Source organism: Streptomyces sp. NPDC048603, assembly GCF_043199475.1.
Taxonomy (GTDB): Bacteria; Actinomycetota; Actinomycetes; order Streptomycetales; family Streptomycetaceae; genus Streptomyces.
Genome location: NZ_JBICVY010000004.1, coordinates 178,197 through 200,865, shown reverse-complemented (window position 1 = coordinate 200,865; position 22,669 = coordinate 178,197). Strand labels below are relative to the sequence as shown.

Genomic DNA, 22,669 nt, shown 5'->3' with positions numbered 1-22,669 from the left:
ACCCGTCGGAGCCGGTGCCGACGACGGCCTTGGCGCCGCTCTGGCCTGCGGCCTTGGCACCGTTCTGAGCTGCGGCCTTGGCCGCCGCCGCCGAGGGGATCACGATGCGGCTGTGCGTGGTCTTCGGCGCCAGCCTGCCGCGCAGCGCCAGCAGCGTGGCGAGCGCCAGAACGGTCGCGGCCATCGGCACCAGGAACCCGAAGGCGGAGCCGTGCGCGTCGGTCAGCCGGCCCGCCACGACCACGGCGCCGGCCTGGCCGAAGGCGACCGCGCCGGTCAGCCAGGTGAACGCCTCGGTGCGGGACCCGGCCGGGACCAGGCTCTCGACCATCGTGAAGCCGGTGATCAGGGCCGGGGCGATGCACAGGCCGACCAGCAGGCCGATCCCGCCGAGCACCACCGCGGAGTCCGCGGTCCACAGCAGCGAGGCGGCCGCGGTGAGGCCGACGTACCCCAGGATCAGGCGGCGGCGCGGGCCGACCTTCCAGGCGATGGCGCCCATGGTGATGCCGGCGATCATGTTGCCCGCGGCGAAGACGCCGTAGAGCAGACCGTTGGCACCGGGGTTGCCGATCTCGTTGGAGAAGGCCGCCAGGGAGACCTGCATGCCGCCGAAGACGGCACCGATGCCGACGAAGGCGGCGATCAGGACCCACAGGGCGGGGACGGTGAACGCCGGGACGTGCTTCTCACCGGCAGCGGCGGCGCGGCCGCGCGGCTGGGGCTGGGTGGCGCGCTGGGCGGCGAACAGCAGCCCGCCGAGCAGCGTCAGCGCGGCCTCGGTCACCAGGCCGGCGCCCGGGTGCACTCCGGTGCACAGGGCGGTGGCCAGGACCGGTCCCACCACGAAGGTGAACTCGTCGGTCACGGACTCGAAGGCGGCGGCCGTCGGCAGCAGCGGCGAACCCTCCAGGCGCGCGGCCCAGCGGGCGCGCACCATCGGGCCGACCTGCGGGACACTCGCACCGGCCGGGACGGCGGCCAGTGCGAGCGCCCAGAGCGGGGCGCCGGTCAGGGCGAGGGCGGCGAGGCCGCTCACCGCGGCGGAGTGCGTGATCACCACGGGGACCAGGACGGAGCCCTGGCCGTGGCGGTCGGTGAAGTGGCCCATCACGGGGGCGAACAGGGCCATCGAGATGCCGGTGACGGCGGCGACGATGCCGGCGTTCGCGTACGAGCCGGTGGTGTGCTGGACGAGGAGCAGGATGCTGATCGTCAGCATTCCGAACGGCAGCCGGGCGGCGAAGCCGGGGAGCACGAAGCTCATGGCGCCGGGGGTGCGAAGGAGTGCGCCGTAACCGGGCTTGGCGGTGTGCGCAGCAGTGGCAGTGGTGGAGGACGACGTCTCGGACTTGCTGGTCGTGACCGCGGATGTCACGGCCCTTGCCTTTCTGCTGCCTGGTAGAGCATCCCCGTCTGCGGGCGGTGCGGGCCTTGTGAGCCGCACCCGTACATGTGGGAGCTCCGAGAGCTGTCCTCTTGCGCAGAACCGAGTGATACCTGGGCACCCACGGAGAGGGGTGCCGCGGCCGCCGAGCGGTCGCGCCAGCTCTGCGTCAGGCAGAGTTGGTTCGTTTGTGTCCCTTCATCGTACAGGCAAAGTCGTCGCCACGCCCTGTGATTACGCTGACAAGACGTGTCTTAACCTTTGATTAAGCGGACCTTCACATTCCTCTCCCATGGAAACAGGAGTGAAACCTCCCGTTCGCCTGGTGAACGAAGCCCCGGACCGGTCGGACGATCCTCTGGGTGGCCCTTCGGAGCCTCGTACGATCGGCCGCTGGCCAGGGGGTGGGGCCTGTTTGTAATGGCTTCCGGGGCCTTCCGGGGCCTCCCGGGGAGTACGGGGCCTGCCCTGCAGCTCAGTGCAGCGAGCCCCCGCCGGTCCCCAGCCAGCCGGCCAGCTTGCCGCCCCGGGCCACCGCCCGCAGCCGCGCCTCCGCCGCGTCCCGCACCGGGTCCGTCGCCACCACCAGCAGCTCGTCCCCGTGCCGCAGCACCGTCGAGGGCAGCGGCACGAAGCTCTTCTCCTCGCGGACGACGAGGGTGACGGCCGCTCCGGCCGGCAGTCGCAGTTCGCTGACCTCCACGCCGTGCATCCGCGAGCCGGCCGGGATACCGAAGGACAGCAGGTGCCCGCGCAGCTTCTCCAGCGGTGCCGATTCGATCCCGAGGTCCGCGGCAGCCTCGCCGGTCTCCCGGAGGTTCAGCTTCCGGGCCAGCCAGGGCAGGGTCGGGCCCTGCACCAGCGTGTAGACGACCACCAGCACGAAGACGATGTTGAAGACCCGCTCGCTACCCCCGATCCCGGACACCATCGGGATCGTCGCGAGGATGATCGGCACCGCGCCGCGCAGGCCGGCCCAGGACATCAGGGTCTTCTCCTGCCAGGGCAGCCGGAACGGCAGCAGGCTGACGAACACCTCCAGCGGACGCGCCACCAGCGTGAGCACCAGGCCGATGACCACGGCGGGCCAGATGTCGTCGCCCAGCTCGTGCGGAGTCACCAGCAGGCCGAGCAGGACGAACATGCCGATCTGGGCGATCCAGCCCACGCCGTCGGCGAACCCGCGGGTGGCCGGCCAGTGCGGCAGCTTCGAGTTCCCCAGCACCATCGCCGCGAGGTAGACCGCGATGAAGCCGGAGCCGTGCGCCAGGGCGCCCGCCGCGTAGGCCGACACCGCGATGGCCATCACGGCGATCGGGTAGAGGCCGGAGGCGGGCAGGGCCACGTGCCGGAGCCCGTACGCGCCCAGGAAGCCCATCGCGAGTCCGATGGTCGCGCCGATGGCCAGCTCCAGCAGGATCTTGGCTATGAGGACGTACCAGTCGTCGATGGGGCCGACCGTGGAGAAGGCCACCACCAGGATCACCACGGGGGCGTCGTTGAAGCCGGACTCGGCCTCCAGGACGCCGGTGACCCGGGACGGCAGGGGCACCTTCCGCAGGACGGAGAAGACCGCCGCCGCGTCGGTCGAGGAGACGACCGCGCCGATCAGCAGCGCCTGCCGCCACTCCAGCCCGATCAGGTAGTGGGCGCCGGCGGCCGTCACGCCCACGCTGACCGCGACGCCGACCAGGGACAGCATCACCGCGGCCGGCAGGGCCGGCTTGATCTCTTTCCACTTCGTGCCCAGACCGCCCTCGGCCAGGATCACGACCAGGGCCGCATATCCGATGACCTGCGTGAGCTCCGCGTTGTCGAACCGGACGCCGATGCCGTCCTGGCCTATCGCGATGCCTATGCCGAGGTAGATGAGCAGGCTGGGCAGACCGCTGCGCGAGGAGACGCGTACCGCCGCCACGGCGACGAGCAGCACGAGCGAGCAGACCAGCAGGAGCTCATTGAGCTGGTGGACGGTCAGCGGGCGGTCCCTTCTCGCGGGCCTGCCGGATCGTTCCCTCCGGCGGCAGGTACTTCGTTACCTTACCTAATCTTTGACGCTTTCTTGACCCGATAGTCACATTGTGAAACGCCAGTTCGACGAAGTCCCTGACACCGCGTCCGAACGGGCGGGGTGCTGCGCCTATGGTTGCTCCCAGCACTCAGGACCACCCTGCCCCTCGAAGGACAGCGATGCCCGCCAACGAATCCGCCCCCTCCGCCAAGAAGAAGGGGCGACGCGCCCGTCTGATCGTGCTCACCCTGGTGCTGGCGCTCGTCGCGGGCCTCGGTTACGGGGCGTACTGGAGCGTGGACGCTGTGCGCGCCTCCTACCCGCAGACGACCGGCAGCCTGACCCTCCCGGGTCTCACCGGCACCGTCGAGGTGAAGCGCGACCGCCACGGAATCCCGCAGCTCTACGCCGACAGCGACCTGGACCTGTTCCGCGCGCAGGGCTTCGTGCACGCGCAGGACCGCTTCTGGGAGATGGACGTACGCCGCCACATGACCTCCGGGCGTCTCTCGGAGATGTTCGGCAGCGGCCAGGTCGAGACCGACGCCTTCCTGCGCACGCTCGGCTGGCGGCAGGTCGCCCAGGCCGAGTACGACTCCAAGCTTTCGCCGGACACCAAGAAAAACCTCCAGGCGTACGCCGACGGGGTCAACGAGTACCTGAAGGGGAAGTCCGGCAAGGACCTCTCCGTCGAGCACGCGGCCCTGAAGATCAGCGACGACTACGCGCCCGAGCCGTGGAGCCCGGTGGACTCCGTGGCCTGGCTCAAGGCCATGGCCTGGGACCTGCGCGGGAACATGCAGGACGAGATCGACCGGGCGCTGATGTCCGGAAAGCTCACCCCGGAGCAGATCGACCAGCTGTATCCGGCCTATCCCTTCGACCGGAACAAGCCGATCGTCGAGGGCGGCAAGGTCGACTCCGGCGCGTACGTCCCCCAGGGACAGGCCGGCTCCGGCACCACGGGCCGCGGCTCCACCGGCACCGGCCGGAACTCCGGCACGGCCGGCGGCACCGGAACGGGAACCGGCACCGGCACCGGCACCGGCACCGGCACCGGCACGGGTACGGGTACGGGAGCGGGCACCGGCACCACCTCCCCGGCCGGCGCCACCGAGGGCCTGCGCAGCCAGCTGACCGCCCTCTCCGGCACGCTGGACGAGATCCCGGCCCTGCTCGGCCCGAACGGCAGCGGCATCGGCTCGAACTCCTGGGTGGTCTCGGGCAAGCACACGACCACCGGCAAGCCCCTGCTGGCCAACGACCCGCACCTGGCCCCGCAGCTGCCCTCGATCTGGTACCAGATGGGCCTGCACTGCCGTAAGACCTCGGCCGACTGCAAGTACCAGGTGGCCGGATACACCTTCTCCGGCATGCCCGGTGTGGTCATCGGCCACAACCAGGACATCGCCTGGGGCATGACCAACCTGGGTGCCGACGTCACCGACCTCTACCTGGAGCAGGTCCGCCCGGACGGCTACGTCTACGACAACAAGGTCGTCCCCTTCAAGACCCGCGAAGAGGTCATCAAGGTCGCCGGCGGCGCGGAGAAGAAGATCACCGTCCGCTCCACCAACAACGGCCCACTGGTCTCCGACCGCAGCGACCAGCTGGAGACCGTCGGCGTCCGCGCCCCCGTCGCCAGCTCCGCCCCCGACCGGGGCAACGGCTACGCGGTGGCCCTCCGCTGGACCGCCCTGGACCCGGGCAAGTCCATGGACGCCGTGTTCATGCTCAACCGGGCGAAGAACTTCAAGGACTTCCGGGCCGCCGCCCGCGACTTCGAGGTCCCCTCGCAGAACCTGATCTACGCCGACAACCAGGGCCCCGCCGGCAACATCGGCTACCAGGCCCCGGGCCGCATCCCGGTCCGCGGCCAGGGCGACGGCCGCCTGCCGTCGCCCGGCTGGGACTCCAAGTACGCCTGGAAGGGCGCCCCGGGCGGCACCGCCGGCTGGATCCCGCAGGACGAGATGCCCTGGGACCTCAACCCGCAGCGCGGCTACATCGTCACCGCCAACCAGGCCGTGGTCGAGAGCGGCAAGGGCAAGTACCCGTACACGCTGACCACCGACTGGGGCTACGGCGCCCGCAGCCAGCGGATCAACGACCTCATCGAGGCGAAGGTCAAGGACAGCGGCAAGATCTCGACCGACGACATGCGGACCATGCAGATGGACAACAGCAGCGAGATCGCCGCGCTGCTCACCCCCATCCTGTCCAAGATCCACGTGTCGGACCCGGACGTGCGCAAGGCCCAGCAGCTGCTGGACGGCTGGAACTACACCCAGGAGCCCGACTCCGCCGCGGCCGCCTACTTCAACGCGGTCTGGCGGAACATCCTCCGGCTGTCCTTCGGCGACAAGATGCCCAAGGAGCTCCGGATCGAGGGCAGCTGCCTCAACGTCCGCGACGAGACCTCCGGCCCGGTCGACGACCTCGCCGAGATGGTCCGCGAGTGCGGCATGCGGGACTCCGACTCGGCCCAGCCGGACGGCGGCGACCGCTGGTTCGAGGTGGTCCGCCGACTGGTCAAGGACGAGAAGTCCGACTGGTGGAAGTCGCCCGCGACCCGCACTTCGAAGGCCGCCACCACCCGCGACGAGCTGTTCGCCCGGGCCATGCGGGACGCCCAGTGGGAACTGACCGCCAAGCTCGGCAAGGACCAGAGCACCTGGAGCTGGGGACGGCTGCACCAGCTGATGCTGCGCAACCAGACCATCGGCACCGAGGGCCCCGGCTTCCTGCAGTTCGTGCTCAACCGGGGTCCCTGGAACCTGGGCGGTGGCGAGGCCGCGGTCAACGCCACCGGCTGGAACGCGGCCGGCGGCTACGCCGTCAGCTGGGTGCCGTCCATGCGGATGGTCGTGAACCTCAACGACCTGGACAAGTCCCGCTGGATCAACCTGACCGGCGCGTCCGGGCACGCGTACCACCCGAACTACACGGACCAGACGGACCTGTGGGCCAAGGGCGAGCTGCTGGACTGGCCGTTCAGCCCGGACGCGGTGAACAAGGCGACCGAGGAGACCCTCACCCTGCAGCCGGGAGGCTCCTGACATCGCACCCGGAGGGCTCCTGACGGTCCTCCGCCGGCCGCGGCTCAAGCGGCGAACCGGCGCACCCCCGACGGGGTGGCCACCGCCTGCACGGGGTGGTCGTGCGGCTCCTCCGGGACCCGCGCGACCACCTCGTGGTCGTAGAGGAGCACCACCAGCGCCGGATGCGCTCCGGCCTGTTCCAGCCTCGCCAGCACCCGGTCGTACGAGCCCCCGCCGCGGCCCAGCCGCATCCCGCGGCCGTCCACCGCGAGGCCCGGCAGCAGCACCGCGTCGGCCCCGGTCACCGCTTCCGGGCCGAGCCGCGGACCGTCCGGCTCCAGCAGGCGCATCTTGCCCGGATGTGCCACTTCTGCGAGGCTTCCGGGGCCTTCGTACTCGGCCCAGTCGAGGTCGTTGTCGGGCAGCAGGACGGGCAGCAGCACCCGCTTGCCCGCCCGGCGCAGCCCGTCCAGGAGCTCGCGGGTCCCGGGTTCGGTCCCGACCGAGACGTACGCGGCCACCGTGCGGGCCTCCGCCAGCTCGGGCAGTTCCAGGGCCCGGACGGCCAGCGCGCCGGCCGCCGCACCGGCCGCCCCGGGGGACAAAGCGCGCCGGGCCGCGATCAGTTCACGGCGCAAATCGGACTTGGCGGATCGGTTCTCTGTCACAGCTCGCCTTCAAATCCCTTCCTATACCGGCGCAAAACGGTATTTGTTTACCGGAATCTCACCGTGGGTCTTTGCGTACCCTCTATCGTTCTGCCCATGACTCAGTTGCACCCCGTGATCAAAAAGGCCGTCATTCCGGCCGCGGGCCTCGGTACTCGCTTCCTTCCGGCGACCAAGGCCACCCCCAAGGAGATGCTCCCGGTCGTCGACAAGCCCGCCATCCAGTACGTGGTGGAAGAGGCCGTCAACGCGGGCCTGGACGACGTTCTCATGATCACGGGACGCAACAAGCGGCCGCTCGAAGACCACTTCGACCGCAACTACGAGCTGGAGTCGGCCCTCGTCGCCAAGGGTGACGACGACCGGCTGAAGAAGGTCCAGGAGTCGAGCGACCTGGCCACCATGCACTACGTCCGCCAGGGCGACCCGCGGGGCCTCGGCCACGCCGTGCTCTGCGCCGCCCCGCACGTCGGCGACGAGCCCTTCGCGGTGCTGCTCGGCGACGACCTGATCGACCCGCGCGACCCGCTGCTCCGCCAGATGACCGAGATCCAGCAGCGCACCGGCGGCTCCGTCATCGCGCTGATGGAGGTCCCCGCGGAGAGCATCCACCTCTACGGCTGCGCCGCCGTCGAGGCCACCGAGGAGACGGACGTCGTCCGCATCACCGGCCTGGTGGAGAAGCCCGACGCCTCCGAGGCGCCGAGCAACTACGCGGTCATCGGACGCTACGTCCTCAACCCCGCGATCTTCGACATACTGCGGGAGACCGAGCCGGGCCGCGGTGGGGAGATCCAGCTCACCGACGCCCTGCAGAAGCTGGCCGCCGACGAGACCCTCGGCGGTCCGGTGCACGGTGTGGTCTTCCGGGGCCGTCGCTACGACACCGGAGACCGTGCCGACTACTTGCGGGCCATCGTCCGCCTCGCGTGCGAGCGTGAGGACCTGGGGCCGGAGTTCCGCACCTGGCTTCGCAGTTACGTCACGGAGGAGATGGAGTAAGCCTTGAGCAGCACCGCACCGCAGGGCACCGCACCCGGGCCGCAGCGCCTCTGGTCGGTGGACGAGCACCTGGCGGACATCCTGGCCGCGATCCGGCCGCTGGAGCCGATCGAGCTCCAGCTGCTCGACGCCCAGGGCTGCGTCCTGGTCGAGGACGTCACCGTGCCCGTCGCCCTGCCGCCCTTCGACAACAGCTCCATGGACGGCTACGCCGTCCGGGTGGCCGATGTCCAGGGGGCGAGCGAGGAGTTCCCGGCGGTGCTGACGGTCATCGGGGACGTCGCGGCGGGCAGCGGCGAGCTGCCCTCCGTGGGCCCCGGCCAGACCGCGAGGATCATGACCGGCGCCCCGCTGCCGCCGGGCGCCGAGGCCGTCGTACCGGTCGAGTGGACCGACGGCGGCACCGGCGGCGGTGCGGCGGCCGGCATGACCCCGGCCAGTGCCGCTCCCGAAGGCGCCGGAGGCGAGGTGCGGGTGCACCGGGCCGCCGAGGCGCGGGCGCACGTGCGGGCGCGCGGCAGCGACGTGCAGGCCGGGGACCTGGCGCTGGCCGCCGGCACGGTTCTCGGGCCGCCCCAGATCGCCCTGCTCGCGGCCATCGGCCGCGGCACGGTCCGGGTCCGGCCGCGTCCGCGCGTGGTGGTGCTGTCCACCGGCAGCGAGCTCGTACAGCCCGGCGAGGCACTGGCCGCCGGGACGATCTACGACTCCAACAGCTTCGCGCTGGCCGCGGCCGCCCGCGACGCCGGAGCCATCGCCTACCGGGTCGGGGCGGTCGCCGACGACGCGGACACCCTGCGCGCCACCATCGAGGACCAGCTGATCCGCGCCGACCTGCTGGTCACCACCGGCGGTGTGAGCGTGGGCGCGTACGACGTGGTCAAGGAGGCCCTGTCGGCCGCCGGGAAGCCCGACGAGGACGGGACCGGGAACGGGACCGGGACCGGGAACGGCAGCGAGGACGGCGCGGCCGCGGGCGGCGGGATCGACTTCCGCAAGCTGGCCATGCAGCCCGGCAAGCCGCAGGGCTTCGGCTCGATCGGCCCCGACCGCACCCCGCTGATGGCCCTGCCCGGTAACCCGGTGTCCTCCTACGTCTCCTTCGAACTGTTCGTACGCCCGGCCATCCGCGCCCTGATGGGCCTGCCGGACGTCTCCCGTCCGGTGGTCCGGGCGCGGCTGGAGGCCGACAAGGCGATCGGCTCGCCCGCTGCCCGTCGGCAGTTCCTGCGCGGGAAGTACGACGAGCGGGTCGGCACGGTCAGCCCGGTCGGCGGCTCCGGCTCACACCTGATCGCCGCGCTGGCGCACGCCGACTCGCTGATGGTCGTCCCGGAGGACGTCACCTCCGTGGAGCCCGGCACCGAACTGGACGTGATCCCGCTCGGCTGACGGTCCTGCCGGTACGGCGCCGGCGCTCCCGGCACCGTTGTCCGGCTGCCGGGCTGCCCCGCCCGTCAGGGCGGGGTCCGGGTAGCGTGTGTTGCACCACACAGGCCCCGACGGGGCCCAGAGCGGAGCGGCGCAGCGATGAGTACCCAGAGCAGGCTGACACACATCGACGAGGCGGGCGCGGCCCGGATGGTCGACGTGTCGGAGAAGGACGTCACCACCCGTACGGCGCGGGCCAGCGGGCGGGTCCTGGTCGCGCCCCGGGTGATCGAACTGCTGCGGGGCGAGGGCGTGCCCAAGGGCGACGCCCTCGCCACCGCGCGGATCGCCGGGATCATGGGCGCGAAGAAGACCCCGGACCTGATCCCGCTCTGCCATCCGCTGTCGGTGTCCGGCGTCAAGGTCGACCTCACGGTCGCCGACGACGCGGTGGAGATCCTCGCCACCGTGAAGACCGCGGACCGCACCGGCGTCGAGATGGAGGCGCTGACGGCCGTCGCGGTCGCCGGCCTGACCGTGATCGACATGGTGAAGGCGGTCGACAAGGGCGCGGTCATCACCGACATCCGGGTCGAGGAGAAGACCGGCGGCAAGTCGGGCGACTGGAGCCGTTCGTGAACGCGCCCCGCGGCGGCGAAGTCCACAGCCACGCCCATCCGGAACAGGGGGCGGCCTCCGCCCCGGCCCCGGCCTCTTCTTCGGCTCCCGCTCCAGCCGCGGCGGCTTCGGGCGGCCTGCGCGGCCTGGTGGTCACCGCCTCCAACCGGGCCGCGCGGGGCGTCTACCCCGACAAGGGAGGCCCGCTGCTGGCCGGGGGTCTGCAGGAGCTCGGCTTCGCGGTCGACGGCCCCCGGGTCGTCCCGGACGGCGACCCTGTCGAGCAGGCGCTGCGCGAGGGCGTGGCGGCCGGCTACGACGTCATCCTCACCACCGGCGGCACGGGGATCTCGCCGACCGACCGCACCCCCGACGCCACCGCCCGGGTGATCGACTACCAGGTCCCCGGCATCCCGGAGGCCATCCGCGCCGAGAGCCTGGCGCACGTACCCACCGCGGCGCTGTCCCGGGGCCTGGCGGGCGTCGCCGGCCGCACCCTGATCGTGAACCTGCCCGGTTCCACCGGCGGGGTCCGGGACGGGCTGGCCGTGCTGTCCCGCATCCTGCCGCACGCGGTGGACCAGATCCGCGGCGGCGACCACCCGGGCCCGCCCGCCGGAGCGCCCGCCGGACCCTCGGGGAGCGAGAGCTGAACGCGCCTTCCTGGCCGGTGGTGCTGCGCGACGGCGACGTGTCGCTCCGGCCGATAAAACTGCGGGACCAGCGCGACTGGCGCGAGGTGAACCGGCGCAACCGCGAATGGCTGCGCCCGTGGGAGGCGACGATCCCGCCGCCCGCGCCCTGGGGTCCGGTGGTCCAGCGTCCGACGTACCGCCAGATGGTCCGGCACCTGCGGGCCGAGGCGAACGCCGGCCGGATGCTGCCGTTCGTCGTCGAGTACCAGGGGCGGCTGGTCGGGCAGCTGACGGTGGCCGGGATCACCTGGGGCTCGATGTGCGCCGGCCATGTGGGGTACTGGGTGGACCGTGAGGTGGCGGGGCGGGGCGTGATGCCCACGGCGGTCGCGCTCGCCGTGGACCACTGCTTCCGGACCGTGGGGCTGCACCGGATCGAGGTGTGCATCCGGCCCGAGAACGGGCCGAGCCGCCGGGTGGTGGAGAAACTCGGGTTCCGCGAGGAGGGGCTGCGGCCGCGCTACCTCCATATCGACGGCGCGTGGCGGGACCACCTGGTCTACGCCCTGACGGCGGAGGAAGTGCCGGAAGGCCTGGTGGAGCGCTGGCACCGGCGCCGCGTGCAGCATCACCAGTAAACGAAAAACGCAAATCTGTTCGAATTCGATCGGCATCGGCCGATCACCTGATCCGAAGAGTCACAAAAAAAGTCGGTGATATCAGCCAGATCGTGCGACACACCGGCCCAATTGGCCGATGCCTTCGCCCGCGCCCCTCTACGGTGTGAGGTGTGAGCAGCAGCGGCCTCATCTACGCAGTCATCGTCGGGGCCTGGGCCGCCTACTTGGTGCCCATGTGGCTCCGGAGGCAGGACGAGCTGAACGAAGCCCGTCCGACGGAACGCTTCTCCACTGCCATCCGGTTGCTTTCCGGACGGGCGGGAATGGAGCGCCGTTACGCCAAGGAACTGCGTGAGCGCGGTGGTGAGGAGGCGCAACCCCCCGCGGACCCGGACGCGGCCACGGAATTGGTGAATTCCGTCGAGGCCGACGCCCGGGCCTCAGGCATGTCTCCGACCCGTACGGAACCCCGGGCCGCCGCCGCGGAACGGATGGAGCGGACCCGGCGCGAGAAGCGCCACCAGGTCCTCGCCCGCCGCCGGCGCACCACCGCGATGCTCTTCCTCGCCTTCACCCTGGGCGCGATCGTCGCGGCGGTCGGCGGTCTCCGGTTCCTCTGGGCCCCCGCCGCACCCGCCGTCCTGCTGAGCGCGTACATCGCGCACCTCCGGGGCCAGGAGCGGCGCCGCTTCGCCTTCACCATGGACCGCCGCCGCGCCGAGGCCGCGGCGCGCCGCCTCCGCGAGAGCCGCTCGCCGCGCCGTCGCGACCCCGAGGTCCCGCCCGCGGCCGCGGCCGCGGAACCCGACCCCGCGCCACCCGTCTCCCCCCAGGAGGCGGGCCGCCGTGCGCTGGTCGAGCAGACGGACCACGCGGAGTGGGTGGACCAGCAGAAGGAACGCGAGCGCGGCCCGGCCCGCGGCGACAGCTGGGAGCCGGTCCCGGTCCCGCTGCCGACCTACGTCACGGCCCCGGTCGCCCCCCGCGCCACCGGCTCCCCGGCCCCGGACGCCTGGAGCCCGGCCCGCTCCAGTACCGCCGAGCCCACGGACCCGCGCCTGCGTGCCCAGCGCTCCGCGACCCCGCCGTCCTCCCCCCAGGACCCGGCCCGCCCGGCCTTGCGCCGCCCCCGGGACACCGGCCGCACCCCGCTGTTCGACCAGTACGAGACGGACGACCGACCCCGCGCCGCCAACGAGTGATCACCGGTTTTGGACCGCGGGCATCGGGATGCTAATGTTTCACACGTCGCAAGGGCCTGTGGCGCAGTCTGGTAGCGCACCTCGTTCGCATCGAGGGGGTCTGGGGTTCAAATCCCCACAGGTCCACAAACGACAGTTCTTGAGTAGCTCTCAAGAATCGTCACGAGATCCCGTTCCGCCGAAAGGCGGGGCGGGATCTCGGCGTTTCCGGGGTCTGTTCGAGGTCAAGCTTCACGAAGCCGGAGAGCCGGAGAGCCGGAGTCGGTGCGCGGTGCGCCGGGCACCGGTCCTTCACCACTGGTACATGTACTGGTGCCACGTGCCGTGCCAGCCCGTGCCGTAGTGCGTCCACGTGTCGGAGTCGAACAGCACCACGTGACCGCCCCAGTACGCGCTCTCGTCGAGCTGGAAGACAGCCCACCATCCGGTGTTCCGTGTCGGTGTGTGGCTCGTGCGAACCGCTTTGGATTTGAACCAGGACCACATGTTCCGTGCTCGGATGGGCCGGCGGGCGTAGGTGTAGCACCGTGCTTTGATGTGCGTGTTGGGGTCGGAGAGTTCCGTGTACCCGGCGCGGATGAAGGCGTCCGAGAGGAAGTGGGCGCAGTTGTTGACGAAGGCGTCTCCGGCGACGCACCTGTTCGTCCAGAAACTCCCGACGGTGGAGAGGGGCGGGGCGAGCACCTGCGCCTGAGCCGGTGCCATGCCCGCTCCCGCGTAGCGCGGCGCGCTCGGCAGCTCGATGGCCGGCGGAGGGGCCATGTACTCCATCGCTTCGGCGTTCGCGAGCCCGACCGGCCCGCTCGCCGGCCTCGGATCCCCCGGCAGTCCGGGGCTCGGCGGCGGTGCGATGTTCTCCATGGCGACCAGGAAGGCGTCCTGCGGTTCACCGGCGCGCATCCGGCCCAGGCGAAATGCCGTGGCCCCCTCCCGCACATGCACCCTGATCCGGTCCTCACCGATGGTCTCCCGGTCCATGATGTCGGACTTGGCGAAGGAGTAGACGCAGTCGCCGGACTCGACGATCAGGAGGTTTCCCGGGATGTTTCCATCATCGCGGCTGTACCCCTCGAAGGGGACGGTGAAATCGCGTCTCGACGCCCGCTCCATGAGCGAACTGAGGTCGTTCTGCTGGCCTTTCATGATGTTCTCGGCCATGTCGTTCGCCTCCTGTGTGCGGGCGTGCGGCCGTCGATACCCCCCTCTTTCAGCGTGCACCCCGAGCCCCCGCTCGTGCCACCCGTGGCGGTGTGCGCAGCACGCCAAATGTGGTTGCGAGACGTACTGTTGAAAGCCACTGCGGCCTTCGAGGCCTACCGTCAGTGGGTCACGTAGCGGAACTCCGGCCCGTAGTTCTCCCCACCCCCGCCGGGAATCGGGCGTCCCATCAGACCTGGTTGAACTCGTCAAGGACCTGGATCGTCTCGGCGTCGGTGGTTCGATGAATGCGGCGCCTGGCCGGCCCATCTGATCGTCGGCGGTCGGGCCGACTGCGGGCCTGTCCCGGTCCCGGCCTCACAGGTCCAGAGTGACGGCGTAGGCGAGGAAGAAGAGGGCGACGCTCAGGGACATCAGGCAGATCAGCACGAGGGGGGCCATGGCCCAGCCGCGTGTCAGGGGCCGGTACGGGCCGGCGCCCGACCCGGTGCTCGATTCACCGGGAGGCGTCTCGCCGGGCGGCACGCCGCCGCCGACCCCGGGGCCGTGGGGAGAGGGGTCCGGGAAGTGTGCGGTCATGGGTCTGCCCTCCTCGAAGGCTCGAAGACCGTCGGATCACGGGCTCGGCGCCCTCGGCGGCTCGCGGAGCGGCGGTCCGCCGGGCGAGCCGCGTGACCCACGGCGCCTACCCGTCGGCAGCCTCCGCACTCATCCGTCCCCGGTCGCCCGGCGAGGGCGGAGGGGGAGGTTTCGGACCCGGGCGAACGAGCAGGTGCCACGGGACGGGCGACCGATGGAGGAGGCTGATCCGATGACCGGCCGGGGCAAGGACCAGGACGTCGTCGAGGTGATCCTCAAGGACCACCGCACCATGGAGGAACTGTTCCGCCGCATGCGGAGCGTAGAAGCCGACCGCGCGGCGGCGCGGGAGAAGTTCGCGGCTCTGCTCATCGCCCACGGCGAGGCGGAGGAGGCCGAGGTGTACGGCGCGCTCAAGCGTTTCCGGGGCGTCGACAACGAGGAGGTGGAACACGGCGCGGAGGAGCACGCCGAAGGCAACGAGGCTCTGCTGAAGCTGCTCCAGGTGGACGATGTCGGCTCTGACGACTGGGACGAACGGCTGGAGGAACTCGTCAAGGCGGTCTCCCACCACCTCGACGAGGAGGAGCGGACGATTCTCAACGGTGCCCGGGAGAACGTTCCCGACGAGCGCAGGGCGGAACTGGGCGCGGCGTTCCTGCGGGAGCGCGAGAAGCAGCTCGCAGCGGACTGCGGCAGTGTCGAGAACGTGCGCAGGCTCGTTGAGGGCGGTTGACCGGCCACGGTCGGCCTTGTGGGCGGATCGGCCAACCGTGGCCGGGAATGGGCGGGTTGGGGTGGGGCGCGGCGCAGAATGGGGGGCATGGTGATCAAGGGGCGGGGTGGGGCGGCGGAGCAGGCTTGGGTGGCGCTCGGCGGGGTGCCGGAGGTGGCGCGGCGGGTGCGGTACCGCGGGGCGGGCGGGTTCGGGGACGGGCCGTTGCCGGTGCGGGAGTTGGCGCGGGCCGCGGTCGGGGTCTGCTCGCTGGCCGCCGCGGAGCTGGACGCCGTACGGGCCGGGCGGGACGAGGTGCCCGAGGTGGTGGTCGACGAGGGGGCGGTGGCGACCGCGTTCGTCAGTGAGCGGCACCTGCGGGTGGACGGGCGGGCTCCGGTGGTGTTCGCGCCGCTGTCCGGGTTCTGGCGGGCCGCGGACGGGTGGGTGCGGACGCACGCCAACTATCCGCACCACCGGGCCGCGCTGGTACGGGTTTTGGGGTTGACCGATGGATCCCCCGATGGATCCCCCGAGGGGTCCTCCGATGAGCTCGCCGCGGCCGTGGCCGGGCGGAAGGCCGCCGAGGTGCAGGAAGCCGTGTACGCCGGGGGTGGGCTCGCGGTGGCCGTGGCCGGTCGGTACGGGGCACCGCAGCCGCTGGTGGAGCGGGTGTCGCGGATGTGGGGGGACCGGCCGCGGGCGCTGCCGCAGGCGCCGGAGGGGCTGCCGATGGCCGGACTGCGGGTGCTGGACCTGACCCGGGTGATCGCCGGGCCGGTGGCCACCAGGACGCTCGGCCTGCTCGGCGCGGACGTGCTGCGGATCGATTCCCCCCGGCTGCCCGAGGCGGACGACGCCCACGCGGACACCGGCTTCGGGAAGCGGTCGGCCCGGCTGGACCTGGCGGACCCCGCGGACCGGGCGGTGTTCGACCGGCTGCTCGACGAGGCGGACGTGGTGGTCACCGGGTACCGGCCGGGCACCCTGGACCGCTACGGGCTGGGCGCGGAGGAACTGCTGGACCGGCGGCCGGGCCTGGTGGTGGCCCAGTTGTGCGCCTGGGGCTGGTCGGGGGAGTGGGCCGGGCGGCGCGGGTTCGACTCGCTGGTGCAGGCCGGGTACGGGATCTCGGCCGCGTACGCCGCCCCGGACGGCACGCCCGGAGTGCTGCCCGCCCAGGCGCTGGACCACGGCACGGGATACCTGGTGGCCGCCGGGGTCATGCGGGCGTTGTCCGCGGGGGGCGGCCGGTCCCTGCGGTTCTCGCTGGCCGGTACGGCGTCCTGGCTGGTCCGGGACCTCGTACGGGAGGACACGCCGCCCGCGGGGGAGGAGGCGCACGCGCCGGACCCCTGGCTGCGGGAGGCCGACTCGGCGTACGGGCGGTTGCGGTACGCGGCCCCGCCGGTGGCCTTCGGCCCGGGCGACTGGAGCCGGACCCCGTCGCGGTGGGGGACGGACGCCCCGGTGTGGCTGTGACGCCGGCCACTCGGTGACGGGCCGCCGTGCGGCTGCCGGCCACCGGCACCCGGAGGGGCTCCGCCGGTTTGGGTGGGCGGGGTGGCGGGCGGGCGGCTGCCGATGTGCGGCTGCCCACGGGGACCCTGCCGCCGGCCGGTACCCGGCTCTGGTCCGCCGACCTGTGGCAGGCCGGCCTTGCGTGCCGGATCCGCCAGGCGTGGCCGTGGGGCGGTCCGGCTCAGGGCCGCAGCGGCTTCGCCATGCAGCGGCTGTTCTCGTACTCGCGGTAGTAGCCGAACTTCGGGCACATCTCGTAGCCCGAGGAGAGGTAGAGGGCGATGGCCTCCGGCTGCTGGTCGCCGGTCTCCAGGACCATGCGGGTGCGGCCCGCGGCGCGCGCGTCGGCCTCCAGCTCGGCGAGGATGCGGCGGGCCAGGCCGCGGCCGCGGGCGCCGGGTATGACGTACATCCGCTTGATCTCGGCGTCGCCGTCCGAGTAGCCCCAGTCGTTCTTCTCCTGGCTGCGCCAGCTGCCGCTGGCCAGCGGGAGGCCGGCGGGGTCGTAGGCGAGGAGGTAGCGGCCGCGGGGCGGTTCGAACATGGCCGGGTCGAGCCGGGTGGCGTCGCCCTCGCCCTGGTACCGCTGCCGGTACTCGATCTGGACCTCGTCGTTGAGCCTCACCGCGTCCGGGTGGTCGTAGGACACGGTGTGCAGCTCGATCCCGTCAAACATCCGAATATCGTACGGGCGGTCCGGCTGTCCGGGATATGGCGGATCACACCGCGCCCAGCGGTTGCCGAGTACGCTGCTGCACGTTTGTGCCGATCTGGGGAGTTTTCTTGATCACCGTGACCTCTGTGAACGTGAACGGGATCCGTGCCGCAGCCAAGAAGGGCCTCGTGCCGTGGCTGGCCGGGACCGACGCCGATGTGATCTGCCTCCAGGAGGTCCGGGCCGAGGAGCAGCAGATCCCCGAGGAGGTACGGGCGCCCGAGGGCTGGCACACCGTGTTCGCGCCCGCCGCCGCGAAGGGCCGGGCCGGTGTGGCGCTGTTCACCCGGCGGGAGCCGGAGCGGGTCCGGATCGGCTTCGGCAGCGAGGAGTTCGACGCGAGCGGCCGGTACGTCGAGGCCGACCTGCCCGGGCTGACGGTCGCGAGCCTGTACCTGCCGTCCGGGGAGGCCGGCACGGAGAAGCAGGACGAGAAGTACCGCTTCATGGCCGAGTTCCGGACGTATCTGGAGGAGCTGAAGGCCAAGGCGGCGGCCGACGGGCGGGAGGTGCTGGTCTGCGGTGACTGGAACATCTGCCACCAGGAGGCCGACCTCAAGAACTGGAAGACCAACCGCAAGAGCGCCGGCTTCCTGCCCGAGGAGCGGGAGTGGCTCGGCGGGGTCTACGACGGCGCCGGCTACGTGGACGTGATGCGGCAGCTGCATCCCGAGCAGGAGGGCCCGTACTCCTGGTGGTCCTACCGTGGCCGGGCCTTCGACAACGACGCCGGCTGGCGGATCGACCTGCACGTGGCGACGCCGGGCCTGGCGGACAGGGCGGTGAAGGGCTTCGTCGAGCGGGCCGAGACGCACCCCGAGCGGTGGTCCGACCACGCCCCGGTGACCGTCGTCTACCGCCTCGGCTGACGGCTGACGGCTGACGGCTGACGGCTTACGCCTGACGGCTTACGCGGCGCCCGGCCGGTCGGCCGGGGCCGGGTGGTCCGCCGGGTGGTCCGCCGGGGTGGGGCGGGGCGTGGCGTCCGGCTGGTGGTGGCGGGCGGCCAGCAGACGGTCCAGCGCCATCGACAGCTCCGCCTCGACCACGCTCTTGGCCAGCGGGCGCAGCCGGCCGACCGCGTCCGGGCCGTCCGCCACGTGCCGTGCGATCAGTCCGGCGAACAGGGCCGCCATCGCGTCCGCGTGCGCCCGGACCTGGCGTCCCGCCTCCAGCACCGCCGCGAGCGGCACGCCCTCGCGGACCAGTGCCGAGGACGCGTCCAGCAGGCGCCGGCTGACGTGCACGATCTCGTCGCCGTCGGCCGCGACGTAGCCGAGGTCCAGGGAGGCGACCAGGTTCTCCGGGGTGACCTCGCCCTCGAAGTAGTCGGCCAGGGCCTCCGGGGTCAGACGGACCGGAGTGTCCTCCGACCAGCCCATGCCGAGCAGCTCGCTGAGCTGGCTCACGTCGCGCCCGTTCTCGAAGGCCGCAGTGAGCTCCGCGATACCGCCGAGGGTGTGGCCGCGTTCCAGGAGTGCCGCGATGGTGCGCAGCCGGGCCAGGTGGTGGTCGTCGTACCAGGCGATGCGGCCCTCGCGGCGCGGGGGCGGCAGCAGCTTCCGCTCCCGGTAGAAGCGCAGGGTGCGCACCGGTATGCCGGCCGCCTCGGCCAGTTCCCGGGTCCGGTATTCGCGTACCGTCTGTTCGTCCGCCACAGGCGCAGCCTATGGCGTACTGCGGGTAACTTTCCCGGCGAGACCCCTACCCATGAGTACGGGGAAGCTCTACTCTCCCAACCGTGCCAGTGATCGCTGGCAGAGTCTGTGAAGGGCGGCGGGCGTGGGCGAACATGTGCGCGTGGCGGTGATCGGGTCCGGCTTCGGCGGTCTGGGAGCGGCGGTCCGGCTCCGCCGCGAGGGGATCACCGACTTCGTGGTGCTGGAACGGTCCGACTCGGTCGGCGGCACCTGGCGGGACAACACCTACCCCGGGTGCGCCTGCGACGTGCCCTCCCACCTCTACTCCTTCTCCTTCGCGCCGAACCCGGACTGGCCCCGCACCTTCTCCGGCCAGCGGCACATCCGCGCCTACCTGGAGCACGTCACCGACACCTTCGGGCTGCGGGCGCACGTACGGCTGAACCACGAGGTCCTGATGATGCGCTGGGACGCCGACGCGCTGCACTGGGAGATCGAGACCTCGGCCGGCGAGTTCACCGCCGAGGTGGTGGTGTCGGCCACCGGCGCGCTCTCCGACCCGAAGATGCCCGAGGTGCCGGGCCTGGCCGACTTCCCCGGCAAGGTCTTCCACTCCGCCCGCTGGGACCACGACTACGACCTGCGCGGCAAGCGGGTGGCGATGATCGGCACGGGCGCCTCGGCGATCCAGATCGTCCCCGCGATCGCGCCCGAGGTGGACCGGCTCACGCTCTTCCAGCGGACCGCGCCGTGGGTGATGCCCCGCACCGACCGGGAGATCAGCGGGCTGGAGCGCTGGCTGCACCGGCAGCTGCCGTTCACCCGGGCCGCCCGCCGAGGGGTGCTCTGGGGGCTCCGGGAGCTCCAGGTCAGCGCGTTCACGAAGCGCCCCAACCAGCTCGGCCTGATCGAGTCGCTGGCCAAGGCCAACATCGCCCGCTCGATCAAGGATCCGGCGCTGCGGGCGAAACTGACGCCCTCCTACCGGATCGGCTGCAAGCGGATCCTGCTGTCCAGCGACTACTACCCGGCGCTGGCCCGGCCCAACGTGGACCTGGTCGCGTCGGGGCTGAAGGAGATCCGCGGCTCGGTGCTGGTGGCCGCCGACGGCACCGAGACCGAGGCCGACGCGATCGTCTTCGGGACGGGCTTCCACGTCACCGACATGCCCATCGCCGACCGGGTGGTCGGGCAGGAGGGGAAGACCCTGGCCGAGGCGTGGAAGGACGGCATGCAGTCGCTGCGCGGAGCGACCGCGGCCGGCTTCCCCAACTGGATGACGATCGTCGGGCCGAACACCGGGCTCGGGAACAGCTCGATGATCCTCATGATCGAGTCCCAGCTGAACTACATGGCCGACTACGTGCGCCAGCTCGGCCTGCTGGAGGGCCGCGGCCAGGGCGGAAGGGCCGCGCTCGCCGCCCGCCCCTCCGCCGTGAACACCTGGAACCGCCGGGTCCAGGACCGGATGCGGCGCACCGTGTGGAACACCGGCGGCTGCACCAGCTGGTACCTGGACGCGGCCGGCCGGAACACGACCGTCTGGCCCGGCACCACCGGGGAGTTCCGCCGCGAGACGCGGACCGTGGATCTCGCCGAGTACGAGGTGCTGCGCGTCCGGACCGGGGAACGTACACCCGTGCCGGCAGCGGTTGCCGGTGCCGCCACTGAGGAGGAAGCCGCATGAGCAGGCTGACGCACGTCACCGCCGGTCCGTACGCGCCCCCGGCTGCCCGGCGCGAGCTGGTCGCCGAATCCGCCGACGGGGCGCGGCTGCACGTCGAGGTGCACGGGGACGAGGACGCGCCGGCCGTGGTGCTCGCGCACGGCTGGACCTGCTCCACCGCCTTCTGGGCCGCCCAGGTCCGCGAACTCTCCCGGGACCACAAGGTCATCGCCTACGACCAGCGCGGCCACGGCCGGAGCCGGGCGTCGGGCGTCTTCAGCACCGGGGCCCTCGCCGACGACCTGGTCGCCGTGCTCGCCGCCACCCTCGGCGAGGGAGAGCGCGCCGTGGTCGCCGGACACTCCATGGGCGGGATGACGATCATGGCCGCGGCCGGCCGCTCCGGCTTCGACGACCGGGTGTCCGCCGCGCTGCTGTGCAGCACCGGCGCGGCCCGGCTGCCCGAGGAGTCCACGGTGGTCCCGATGCGCCCCGGCCGCGCACGGACCCGGATCACCCGCACCGTCATGTCCGCCCGGGCGCCGCTCGGACCGGTCACCCCGGTCGCGAGGAAGGCGGTGCAGTACGTGACCATGGCGCCGGGCACGGCCCCGCACAAGGTCGATGTCTGCGCCCGGATCGTGCATGCCTGCCCGCCGCGAGTGCGCCACGAGTGGTCGAAGGTGCTGTCCGGCCTGGACCTGCGGCACAACCTCCCGCGGCTCACCGTGCCGACGGCCGTGATCGGCGGCACCGCCGACCGGCTCACCCCGATCGTGCACTCCCGCGGGCTGGCCGCCGAGCTGCCGCACTGCGTGGGGCTCACCGAGCTGACCGGGATGGGCCACATGACGCCGATCGAGGCGCCGGAGGCCGTCACCGGAGTCATACGCGGTCTCGTCGGGATCAAGGACGCAGGGATCAAGGAGAAGAGCGCATGAGCGGCGGCAGGCGGAGTCTGGAGGGGCAGGTCGCGGTCGTCACCGGCGCGGCCCGCGGCGTCGGCGAGCTGCTCGCCCGCAAACTGTCCGCGCGCGGAGCCAGGGTGGCCCTGGTCGGACTGGAGCCGGAGGCCCTCAAGGAGGTCTCCGGGCGCCTCCACACCGACAGCGACCACTGGTACGCCGACGTCACCGACCACGAGGCCATGGCCCGGGTCGCCGAGGAGGTCAAACAGCGCTTCGGCAAGGTGGACATCGTGGTCGCCAACGCCGGTGTCGCCGCCGGCGGTCCGTTCGGCGACTCCGACCCGGACGCCTGGCGGCGGGTCATCGAGGTGAACCTCATCGGCGGCGCGGTCACCGCCCGCGCCTTCCTGCCTGTACTGGCCGAGAGCCGCGGGTACTTCCTGCAGATCGCCTCGCTCGCCGCCATCACGCCGGCGCCGATGATGACCGCGTACTGCGCTTCCAAGTCGGGCGTGGAGGCCTTCGCCCACTGCCTGCGCGCCGAAGTGGGTTACAAGGGCGTCAAGGTGGGCGTGGGCTACCTGTCCTGGACCGACACCGACATGGTGCGCGGCGCCGACCAGCACGACGTCATGCGCGAGCTGCGGCAGCGGCTGCCGTGGCCGGCGAACCGGACGTACCCGCTGGGGCCGGCCGTGGACCGGATCGTGGCCGGGATCGAGCGCCGCTCGGCACACGTCTACGCGCAGTGGTGGCTGCGCGGGATGCAGTCGGTGCGGGGCTACCTCCCGGCGGTCATCGCGCTGGGCGGGCAGCGGGAGATGAAGCGGTTCGAGCCGCGGCTGGCCGGTGTTCCCAAGGGGCTCGTAGGAGCGGGCGGGGCGGCCGACGAGAAGGAGCGCACCCAGAGTCACTGACCGAAATGCGAGGTGTGCCGCCTCGTGCAAATCTGGTCGAGGCCCCACCACCGACACCCCTCGTGGAGTGAGAAGCATGGGCATCAAGGACCAGTTCAACGAGAAGTCGCAGGACCTCAAGGCCAAGGCCGGGCAGGCCGCCAAGGGCACGCAGGAGAGTGCGTCCGCGCGCGTGCGGGCCCGCCAGGAGGAGGCGGACCGGCCCGCGCGGCGGCCGGAGCAGGAGGACGAGGCCCGCAGGTCGATCGTCGACGACGACGACAACTTCTAGCGACGCCCGCGGCGAGGGGCACGA

At 72.0% G+C, this 22,669-nt stretch carries 20 protein-coding genes, 1 tRNA gene and 1 pseudogene; 15 read left to right on the top strand and 7 right to left on the bottom strand.

Features of this window, described 5'->3' with window-relative positions; genetic code table 11:
* Positions 1-118 precede the first annotated feature (118 nt).
* Positions 119-1,267: pseudogene (locus ACGFQ9_RS10695) on the bottom strand (MFS transporter); the annotation flags it as partial.
* A gap of 595 nt (positions 1,268-1,862) precedes the next feature.
* Complete coding sequence (locus ACGFQ9_RS10690) at positions 1,863-3,320, bottom strand: potassium/proton antiporter (protein WP_393573306.1); 1,458 nt, start codon at positions 3,318-3,320, stop codon at positions 1,863-1,865.
* Between the two features lie 257 nt (positions 3,321-3,577).
* On the opposite strand from ACGFQ9_RS10690, the gene ACGFQ9_RS10685 reads away from it, so the two are divergent.
* The gene (locus ACGFQ9_RS10685; protein ID WP_393573304.1) at positions 3,578-6,457 is read left to right on the top strand and encodes a penicillin acylase family protein; all 2,880 of its coding nucleotides are present in this window, start codon (positions 3,578-3,580) and stop codon (positions 6,455-6,457) included.
* A gap of 44 nt (positions 6,458-6,501) precedes the next feature.
* Here ACGFQ9_RS10685 and ACGFQ9_RS10680 read toward each other — a convergent pair whose 3' ends face one another.
* Positions 6,502-7,107, bottom strand: a complete 606-nt coding sequence (locus ACGFQ9_RS10680; RefSeq protein ID WP_393573303.1) for a 5-formyltetrahydrofolate cyclo-ligase — start codon at positions 7,105-7,107, stop codon at positions 6,502-6,504.
* 96 nt (positions 7,108-7,203) lie between these two features.
* Between ACGFQ9_RS10680 and galU the strand changes: the two genes are divergently transcribed.
* From galU to ACGFQ9_RS10645, 7 genes are all read left to right on the top strand, one after another.
* Positions 7,204-8,109 carry a UTP--glucose-1-phosphate uridylyltransferase GalU gene (gene galU, locus ACGFQ9_RS10675; protein ID WP_393573301.1) on the top strand — a complete coding sequence of 302 codons (906 nt, stop codon included), beginning with the start codon at positions 7,204-7,206 and terminating at the stop codon, positions 8,107-8,109.
* 3 nt (positions 8,110-8,112) lie between these two features.
* Positions 8,113-9,501 (top strand): gephyrin-like molybdotransferase Glp, encoded by a 1,389-nt coding sequence (gene glp / locus ACGFQ9_RS10670; RefSeq protein WP_393573299.1) that lies wholly within the window; start codon positions 8,113-8,115, stop codon positions 9,499-9,501.
* 138 nt (positions 9,502-9,639) lie between these two features.
* Positions 9,640-10,119: a cyclic pyranopterin monophosphate synthase MoaC gene (gene moaC, locus ACGFQ9_RS10665; protein ID WP_393573297.1), complete on the top strand. Its 480-nt coding sequence runs from the start codon at positions 9,640-9,642 to the stop codon at positions 10,117-10,119.
* Positions 10,116-10,751 carry a molybdenum cofactor biosynthesis protein B gene (locus tag ACGFQ9_RS10660; protein ID WP_393573295.1) on the top strand — a complete coding sequence of 212 codons (636 nt, stop codon included), beginning with the start codon at positions 10,116-10,118 and terminating at the stop codon, positions 10,749-10,751. The genes moaC and ACGFQ9_RS10660 overlap by 4 nt, the downstream gene beginning before the upstream one ends.
* A gap of 17 nt (positions 10,752-10,768) precedes the next feature.
* Positions 10,769-11,371: a GNAT family N-acetyltransferase gene (locus tag ACGFQ9_RS10655; RefSeq protein WP_393573293.1), complete on the top strand. Its 603-nt coding sequence runs from the start codon at positions 10,769-10,771 to the stop codon at positions 11,369-11,371.
* Between the two features lie 152 nt (positions 11,372-11,523).
* Complete coding sequence (locus ACGFQ9_RS10650) at positions 11,524-12,555, top strand: hypothetical protein (RefSeq protein ID WP_393573291.1); 1,032 nt, start codon at positions 11,524-11,526, stop codon at positions 12,553-12,555.
* 52 nt (positions 12,556-12,607) lie between these two features.
* Positions 12,608-12,681 (top strand) — tRNA-Ala (locus ACGFQ9_RS10645).
* Between the two features lie 165 nt (positions 12,682-12,846).
* Here the strand turns inward: ACGFQ9_RS10645 and ACGFQ9_RS10640 are convergent.
* Both ACGFQ9_RS10640 and ACGFQ9_RS10635 read right to left on the bottom strand, forming a co-directional pair.
* Positions 12,847-13,713: a hypothetical protein gene (locus ACGFQ9_RS10640; RefSeq protein WP_393573290.1), complete on the bottom strand. Its 867-nt coding sequence runs from the start codon at positions 13,711-13,713 to the stop codon at positions 12,847-12,849.
* Positions 13,714-14,070: 357 nt separating this feature from the next.
* Positions 14,071-14,292, bottom strand: coding sequence for a DUF6480 family protein (locus tag ACGFQ9_RS10635; RefSeq protein ID WP_393573289.1), 222 nt, complete (start codon positions 14,290-14,292; stop codon positions 14,071-14,073).
* A gap of 232 nt (positions 14,293-14,524) precedes the next feature.
* Between ACGFQ9_RS10635 and ACGFQ9_RS10630 the strand changes: the two genes are divergently transcribed.
* Together ACGFQ9_RS10630 and ACGFQ9_RS10625 are read left to right on the top strand one after the other, a co-directional pair.
* On the top strand, positions 14,525-15,028 hold the full coding sequence (locus tag ACGFQ9_RS10630; protein WP_393573287.1) for a hemerythrin domain-containing protein: 504 nt from the start codon (positions 14,525-14,527) through the stop codon (positions 15,026-15,028).
* Between the two features lie 87 nt (positions 15,029-15,115).
* On the top strand, positions 15,116-16,489 hold the full coding sequence (locus tag ACGFQ9_RS10625) for a CoA transferase (protein ID WP_393573286.1): 1,374 nt from the start codon (positions 15,116-15,118) through the stop codon (positions 16,487-16,489).
* 220 nt (positions 16,490-16,709) lie between these two features.
* On the opposite strand, the gene ACGFQ9_RS10620 is transcribed toward ACGFQ9_RS10625, so the two are convergent.
* Positions 16,710-17,204, bottom strand: coding sequence for a GNAT family N-acetyltransferase (locus ACGFQ9_RS10620; RefSeq protein WP_393573284.1), 495 nt, complete (start codon positions 17,202-17,204; stop codon positions 16,710-16,712).
* Between the two features lie 107 nt (positions 17,205-17,311).
* Between ACGFQ9_RS10620 and xth the strand changes: the two genes are divergently transcribed.
* Entirely contained in the window at positions 17,312-18,112 is an 801-nt protein-coding gene (xth, locus tag ACGFQ9_RS10615) for an exodeoxyribonuclease III (protein WP_393573282.1), read from the top strand.
* 39 nt (positions 18,113-18,151) lie between these two features.
* Here xth and ACGFQ9_RS10610 read toward each other — a convergent pair whose 3' ends face one another.
* Positions 18,152-18,901, bottom strand: a complete 750-nt coding sequence (locus tag ACGFQ9_RS10610; protein ID WP_393573280.1) for a MerR family transcriptional regulator — start codon at positions 18,899-18,901, stop codon at positions 18,152-18,154.
* A gap of 142 nt (positions 18,902-19,043) precedes the next feature.
* On the opposite strand from ACGFQ9_RS10610, the gene ACGFQ9_RS10605 reads away from it, so the two are divergent.
* The 4 genes from ACGFQ9_RS10605 to ACGFQ9_RS10590 all read left to right on the top strand — a co-directional run bounded on the left by ACGFQ9_RS10605 (position 19,044) and on the right by ACGFQ9_RS10590 (position 22,645).
* Positions 19,044-20,570 (top strand): flavin-containing monooxygenase, encoded by a 1,527-nt coding sequence (locus ACGFQ9_RS10605; RefSeq protein WP_393573278.1) that lies wholly within the window; start codon positions 19,044-19,046, stop codon positions 20,568-20,570.
* Complete coding sequence (locus ACGFQ9_RS10600) at positions 20,567-21,490, top strand: alpha/beta fold hydrolase (RefSeq protein WP_393573277.1); 924 nt, start codon at positions 20,567-20,569, stop codon at positions 21,488-21,490. The genes ACGFQ9_RS10605 and ACGFQ9_RS10600 overlap by 4 nt, the downstream gene beginning before the upstream one ends.
* Positions 21,487-22,374 carry an SDR family oxidoreductase gene (locus ACGFQ9_RS10595; RefSeq protein WP_393573275.1) on the top strand — a complete coding sequence of 296 codons (888 nt, stop codon included), beginning with the start codon at positions 21,487-21,489 and terminating at the stop codon, positions 22,372-22,374. The genes ACGFQ9_RS10600 and ACGFQ9_RS10595 overlap by 4 nt, the downstream gene beginning before the upstream one ends.
* 76 nt (positions 22,375-22,450) lie before the next feature.
* Complete coding sequence (locus ACGFQ9_RS10590) at positions 22,451-22,645, top strand: hypothetical protein (RefSeq protein WP_393573273.1); 195 nt, start codon at positions 22,451-22,453, stop codon at positions 22,643-22,645.
* Positions 22,646-22,669: the final 24 nt, after the last annotated feature.

Bases quoted from the DNA above. Each gene is read 5' to 3' on its own strand.
- ACGFQ9_RS10685 (WP_393573304.1), top strand. From the start codon at position 3,578: ATGCCCGCCAACGAATCCGCCCCCTCCGCCAAGAAGAAGGGGCGACGC.
- galU (WP_393573301.1), top strand. From the start codon at position 7,204: ATGACTCAGTTGCACCCCGTGATCAAAAAGGCCGTCATTCCGGCCGCG.
- moaC (WP_393573297.1), top strand. From the start codon at position 9,640: ATGAGTACCCAGAGCAGGCTGACACACATCGACGAGGCGGGCGCGGCC.
- ACGFQ9_RS10640 (WP_393573290.1), bottom strand. From the start codon at position 13,713: ATGGCCGAGAACATCATGAAAGGCCAGCAGAACGACCTCAGTTCGCTC.
- ACGFQ9_RS10635 (WP_393573289.1), bottom strand. From the start codon at position 14,292: ATGACCGCACACTTCCCGGACCCCTCTCCCCACGGCCCCGGGGTCGGC.
- ACGFQ9_RS10630 (WP_393573287.1), top strand. From the start codon at position 14,525: ATGACCGGCCGGGGCAAGGACCAGGACGTCGTCGAGGTGATCCTCAAG.
- ACGFQ9_RS10625 (WP_393573286.1), top strand. From the start codon at position 15,116: ATGGTGATCAAGGGGCGGGGTGGGGCGGCGGAGCAGGCTTGGGTGGCG.
- ACGFQ9_RS10620 (WP_393573284.1), bottom strand. From the start codon at position 17,204: ATGTTTGACGGGATCGAGCTGCACACCGTGTCCTACGACCACCCGGAC.
- ACGFQ9_RS10600 (WP_393573277.1), top strand. From the start codon at position 20,567: ATGAGCAGGCTGACGCACGTCACCGCCGGTCCGTACGCGCCCCCGGCT.
- ACGFQ9_RS10595 (WP_393573275.1), top strand. From the start codon at position 21,487: ATGAGCGGCGGCAGGCGGAGTCTGGAGGGGCAGGTCGCGGTCGTCACC.
- ACGFQ9_RS10590 (WP_393573273.1), top strand. From the start codon at position 22,451: ATGGGCATCAAGGACCAGTTCAACGAGAAGTCGCAGGACCTCAAGGCC.